The sequence below is a fragment of the Alcanivorax sp. genome, from assembly GCF_051117345.1.
In the GTDB taxonomy this organism is placed as follows: Bacteria; Pseudomonadota; Gammaproteobacteria; order Pseudomonadales; family Alcanivoracaceae; genus Alcanivorax.
The window spans coordinates 1-5,359 of sequence record NZ_JBNPEC010000050.1 but is presented as its reverse complement, the minus strand read 5'-3'; the positions used below and the strand labels follow the sequence as shown (position 1 = coordinate 5,359).

Below are 5,359 nucleotides of genomic sequence, written 5' to 3'. Positions count from 1 at the left end.
ACCATTGGCATCAGCCAGCTACGCTTCAACCAGGCTGGAAAGATATTCTTCCACCAGGATTTCTGGGACAGCAGCCAAGGCCTGGACCCGCATCTGCCAGTATTAGGACCGATGACCCGATGGCTACGCGATCACTGACCCGAACCCTTCTGCTCTCACTGACCTGCCTGCTGGGCAACAGTGCCCAGGCGGACGACTGGCAGCTATGCCACCGCAGTTATGTTAAGGCATTGCGCTTTATCACCGTGGGAGAGGCACGTCTGCTTCGCCAGGACTGCAATGTAGACGACCTGCTGGCAGCGCCGATGAGACTGGAATTCAGTTACCACCGGGAGGTTCCCGGGGACGCCTTTGCCAAGGCGGCCATGAACTTTCTGGAAAAAAACCTCAACGACCGGGATTTCCAGCAACTGAAACCCCGTTTTGAGCGTTTTAACAGTCATTACCGGGATATTGGCGATGGCGACACCTATGCCATGGTCTATCAGGATGAGCAGCTGTTGCTGATGCTCAATGACGAACCGCTCACCAATGAACAGGGAGACCGTTTCGCCAGGGCCTACCTGCGAATCTGGTTCGGGGAAAACCCCTACTCAAACAACCTCAAGCAGGCCCTATTAGGTAACCCCTGACACCCCCACCGCTATTGCGCCTGGGCAGGCCAATCGGGATACTGATTACATAAAAATCAATATCTTTTGGGGATATCGCAGCATGTCCAAGCTGTTCCATGTGGTGGCCTCTTCTGCCCGGCAAACCAGCCGGCACGACCGTGCCACCGCTCTGAAAGGCACCCTGCTGATTACCATCAGTGCCATATTACTTTCCCTGGTGCTCACCAGCATCGCCATTCTGGTCGTTGGCGAAAGGGACTGGCTTTCCGCGTTGGTACTGGCCACGCTACTTCCTCTGCTGCTACTGCCACCGCCACTCTATCTGGTAGGTAGCCGCCTGATATCACTGGACCGGCAGAACCACCAACTCCAGCAGCTTGCCCGGGAAGACCATCTCACCGGTCTGTTTAACCGCCCTCACCTGCTCAGCATGCTGGAAAGGGAACTGGCACTCAGCCAACGACACAACTACACCGTGTCCATCCTGCTGCTCGAGATCAACGACTTCACCCAGTTGCTGGATGAGTACGGACGTCACACTGGCGAGAAGGCACTACGCCTGTTTGCCGACTGTATTCGTGAAAAGATTCGCGAAAGCGATCTCTTCGGCCGCTTCGACGGCGCCCAGTTCCTGCTGGTACTACCGCACACCAACTATGACGATGCCGCCCGCATGGGCGAAGGTCTTCGCGCTCTCACCGCCGGCATCAGGCTGACTAGTCAGCAGCCCGGAGACACGCAACAGGAAAATGTCAAAATCAGCGCAAAAATCGGCGTTGCCAGTACAGAAAACAGTGGCCGCAGTATCAACCCGCTACTTAACGAAGCGGACTATGCGCTTTACCAGAATCGCAATGAAGGACGTGATCGTACGGACTTACCGAAAACCAACCTTTAAGACTTACCAAAAAAATATAAAGTAATGCTTTTACACTAGTTAATTACAAAAAAAAGACCTCCTGCTACCAAACAATTTCCATATTTGTAAATTTTTTTATTAATCTGTCATGTGAGGATTTACATGGGAGACAGGCTGCCCAACACTGACCTCGTGTTTGTACTGCCTATTTGGACAAAACAAGGAAGGAGCTTATGAACGCTAAACATTTTTTGGCGGCGAGTATTGCTTGCGCATCCGTCACTGCGGCCACTGCGGTCACTGCTGACGAAATCCCCGAGCGTTATTTTTACTTCGGTGGTCACATCAGTGAAAACTGGGTTGATATCGGTGATCACTACGACCAGAACACCTCTGAGAACGAAGTCACCCTTCCCGGTGCCCAGATGGGTTACCGTTTTAACCGTAACTGGTCTGTTCAGGGTTGGTGGGAGCGTAACAACTCCAACACCGATCTCCTTGGCGACGCGGACATCAATATTGCTCACGGTAGCCTGCGCAAGCACTTTGCCGGCAACTCCGCATTCGAACCCTATGTGGGTATCGGTGCCGGTGAGTTCCGCACCGAGCCGAACAGCGACAGCTCCAACGACTTCAAGGAAACCATCGGTACTCTGGAAGCCGGTTTCCAGACCCTGCTGCACCCGCACTTCCTGCTCGACGTGGGCGCTCGTCCCTACTACAGCTTCCGTACCGAGCGCTGGGACGCAGAAGTCTATGCTGGCCTGAACTTCCTGATCGGTGCGTCCGAGAAGAAAGAAGAACCGGCTCCGGTGGTTGAGAACGTGGTAACCGACAGCGACGGTGACGGCGTACCTGATGATCGCGATCAGTGTGCCAACACCCCTGCAGGTGCCCAGGTTGATGCAACCGGCTGTGAACTGGACGACGACGCTGACGGCGTAGTCAACAGTGCCGACGAATGCCCGGATACTCCGGCAGGCGCACTGGTAGACGACAAGGGCTGTCAGCAGTACCTGGAAAAAGACGTGAAGGAAACCCTGTACGTTGAGTTCGGTCTGGACAAGGCTGAAGTCCGTCAGACTTCCTACCCCGAGCTGGAGCGTCTGGCTGAAGAGATGCGCAAGTATCCTTCTGCCAACCTGGTACTGGAAGGTCACACCGACAGCACTGGCGCAGCGAGCTACAACAAGTCGCTCTCCAAGAAGCGTGCTGATGCAGTGAAGAAAGTTCTGGTGGAAGAGTTCACCATCAGCACTGACCGCATCACCACTGAAGGCTACGGTGAAGAGAAGCCGATCGCCGACAACGGCACCAGTGAAGGCCGCGCGGAAAACCGTCGCGTAGAAGCCATCATGAAGGCCACTACCCAGGAAGCTCAGTACCAATAAGAGCCTTTCCTGAACAAAAAAGGGCCGGCATTTGCCGGCCCTTTTTTTATGCTCAAAATCTATCGAGCCTGTCCGATATGTAGAATGCACTGAGCCTGCACCACAACCACCATCGCCGAATCGGTGCAGAGTCCCTACCTACAAGCAAACGTGGTCACTCCCTCATCCCTTGCGACGAGCAGCGAAAAACGCCTTCAGCATGGCTGCACTCTCTACCTCCATCAATCCACCTTCCACCAGCAACTTGTGGTTATAGAAATCCACCTGCGGTAACTGTAACTGACTCTCACAGACACCGGCACGGGGCTCTTTGGCCGCATAGACCAGGCGAGCGACACGGGCATGTACCAGCGCACCGAAACACATGGTGCACGGCTCCAGGGTCACGTACAGCGTGCTTCCCGGTAAGCGGTAATTCTGCTCAGCATCGGCGGCGGCGCGTAATGCCACCACCTCGGCATGGGCGGTTGGGTCATGGCCGGTGATGGGTTGATTGAAGCCTTCGCCCAGCACCTGCTGATCACGAACCAGCACCGCTCCCACGGGGACTTCACCCACCTCGGCACCCTGCCGGGCCAACTCCAGTGCCCGCTGCATCCAAATTTCGTCGTTCATGGCTCTATCCTGATGGTTGCGCGGCAATGGTATGTCCCAGCAAGCCCTAGGGAGCCTCTGAATAACTCCTTGCATGCTCAGTCTTTCAGGCTGGTTTGCAATCTAGGCGCGCTTTTGAAGGTGTATGTCCATCCATCGAAAAAGCGCAACAACGAGTGCGGGCCAGCCTGGAAGACCCGGAGGGCGAGGCCTGAAGGGCCCATCTGCTGCGTTTTGTCGCTAGGAAAGGGAACCACCCTGTCCGACGCGACAAAACACAACAGCTGCACCCTTCAGGCCACGCTGAGTACGCAAGGAGTTATTCAGAGGCTCCCTAGCCCGGATTTCTCACCCAAACGCTCCTCAATTCGGGTTTGGCACTACTATACAAGACAGAAAGCCATTTTAGAGTAGATTCCATTTTGTATCTCACGCTTGCCATGCATTAGACGAGTGCTAAAGCACCGCCAGCGCGCCCAGACAGCTTGAAAAGGCATCCAGCCTGTCGCTGCGCTGGCTGAACGCACTGGCGGCACTTTATCACTCGCCTACTACATGGCATTGGATGAAAAGTCCGGGCTAGCACCAACACCCCATTTCGTTACAATCATGCCATCAACCGCATTGAGAGCTGTTATGACATCCATCGGAACGCCTTTTACCGACACCGCCACCCGCGTCATGCTGCTGGGCAGCGGCGAACTGGGCCGGGAAGTGGCCATCGAACTGATCCGTTATGGCTGCGAAGTGATCGCCGTGGACCGCTATGATCATGCCCCTGCCATGCAGGTGGCCCAGCGTAGCCATGTCATCAACATGCTCGACGGGGCCGCCTTGCGCCAACTGGTAGAACAGGAGAAGCCGGCGCTGATCGTCCCGGAAATCGAAGCCATCGCCACCGACGAACTGGTACAACTGGAAAGCGAGGGCTTTACCGTGGTGCCCACCGCACGGGCAGCAAAGCTGACCATGAACCGCGAAGGCATTCGCCGACTGGCGGCAGAAGAATTATCCCTGCCCACCTCGCCCTACCACTTTGCAGAAACCCTGGAGGACTACCAACAGGCCGTTGCCCGCTTCGGCCTGCCCTGCGTGGTCAAACCGGTGATGAGCTCCTCCGGCAAGGGCCAGAGCACGGTGAAAACCGAAACGGATATCCAGACCGCCTGGGACTATGCCCAATCCGGTGGCCGCGCCGGACAGGGCCGGGTGATCGTAGAAGGCTTTGTGGATTTCGATTATGAAATCACCCTGCTGACCGTGCGTCACCGGGATGGAACGACCTATTGTTCTCCAATCGGTCATCGTCAGAAAAATGGCGACTACCAGGAGTCCTGGCAACCACAACCCATGAGCCAAAAGGCACTGGACGCCTCACAGGAAGTGGCCGGTGCCATCACCGAAGCGCTGGGTGGTATGGGAATTTTCGGTGTAGAACTGTTTATCAAGGGCGATCAGGTCTATTTCAGCGAAGTATCACCGCGCCCCCATGACACCGGGCTGGTCACCCTGCTTTCGCAGAATCTGTCCGAATTCGCCCTACATGCCCGCGCCATCCTCGGCCTGCCGATTCCGGACATCGAACAACGCGGCCCCAGCGCTTCTTCGGTACTGCTGGTGCAAGGCGAATCCACTGAGATGCGTTACAGTGGGCTGGACAAGGCCCTGGCCCAACCGGAAACGGAAGTGCGCCTGTTCGGCAAACCGGAAGTGAAAGGCAGCCGTCGTCTGGGTGTCGCCCTGGCGAGAGGCGAATCCATCCAGGAAGCGCGGGACAAGGCCAATGCCGCCAGCGCGGCTCTGAAAGTCGATCTTTAAAACGAGGATAATAACAATGCAAAATCAGGACACGCACAGCAAGGTGATCGGCTATCTGCTGTGGATTTTCGGTTTCATGGGCG

5 protein-coding genes are annotated in these 5,359 nt (G+C 55.9%); 4 read left to right on the top strand and 1 reads right to left on the bottom strand.

Features of this window, described 5'->3' with window-relative positions:
* Positions 1-119 precede the first annotated feature (119 nt).
* The 3 genes from ACFE0K_RS03315 to ACFE0K_RS03305 all read left to right on the top strand — a co-directional run bounded on the left by ACFE0K_RS03315 (position 120) and on the right by ACFE0K_RS03305 (position 2,864).
* The gene (locus ACFE0K_RS03315; RefSeq protein ID WP_434534711.1) at positions 120-632 is read left to right on the top strand and encodes a chalcone isomerase family protein; all 513 of its coding nucleotides are present in this window, start codon (positions 120-122) and stop codon (positions 630-632) included.
* Positions 633-714: 82 nt separating this feature from the next.
* Positions 715-1,512, top strand: a complete 798-nt coding sequence (locus ACFE0K_RS03310) for a GGDEF domain-containing protein (protein ID WP_434534710.1) — start codon at positions 715-717, stop codon at positions 1,510-1,512.
* Between the two features lie 194 nt (positions 1,513-1,706).
* Positions 1,707-2,864, top strand: a complete 1,158-nt coding sequence (locus ACFE0K_RS03305; RefSeq protein WP_434534709.1) for an OmpA family protein — start codon at positions 1,707-1,709, stop codon at positions 2,862-2,864.
* A 162-nt stretch (positions 2,865-3,026) separates the two neighbouring features.
* Here the strand turns inward: ACFE0K_RS03305 and tadA are convergent, their stop codons facing one another.
* Positions 3,027-3,479: a tRNA adenosine(34) deaminase TadA gene (gene tadA, locus ACFE0K_RS03300; protein WP_434534708.1), complete on the bottom strand. Its 453-nt coding sequence runs from the start codon at positions 3,477-3,479 to the stop codon at positions 3,027-3,029.
* A gap of 615 nt (positions 3,480-4,094) precedes the next feature.
* Here tadA and purT point away from each other — a divergent pair.
* The gene (purT, locus tag ACFE0K_RS03295) at positions 4,095-5,276 is read left to right on the top strand and encodes a formate-dependent phosphoribosylglycinamide formyltransferase (RefSeq protein ID WP_434534707.1); all 1,182 of its coding nucleotides are present in this window, start codon (positions 4,095-4,097) and stop codon (positions 5,274-5,276) included.
* Positions 5,277-5,359: the final 83 nt, after the last annotated feature.

What these genes read in the sequence shown, in the direction of transcription:
- ACFE0K_RS03305 (WP_434534709.1), top strand. Translation starts at nt 1,707, where the DNA reads ATGAACGCTAAACATTTTTTGGCGGCGAGTATTGCTTGCGCATCCGTC.
- ACFE0K_RS03310 (WP_434534710.1), top strand. Translation starts at nt 715, where the DNA reads ATGTCCAAGCTGTTCCATGTGGTGGCCTCTTCTGCCCGGCAAACCAGC.
- ACFE0K_RS03315 (WP_434534711.1), top strand. Translation starts at nt 120, where the DNA reads ATGGCTACGCGATCACTGACCCGAACCCTTCTGCTCTCACTGACCTGC.
- purT (WP_434534707.1), top strand. Translation starts at nt 4,095, where the DNA reads ATGACATCCATCGGAACGCCTTTTACCGACACCGCCACCCGCGTCATG.
- tadA (WP_434534708.1), bottom strand. Translation starts at nt 3,479, where the DNA reads ATGAACGACGAAATTTGGATGCAGCGGGCACTGGAGTTGGCCCGGCAG.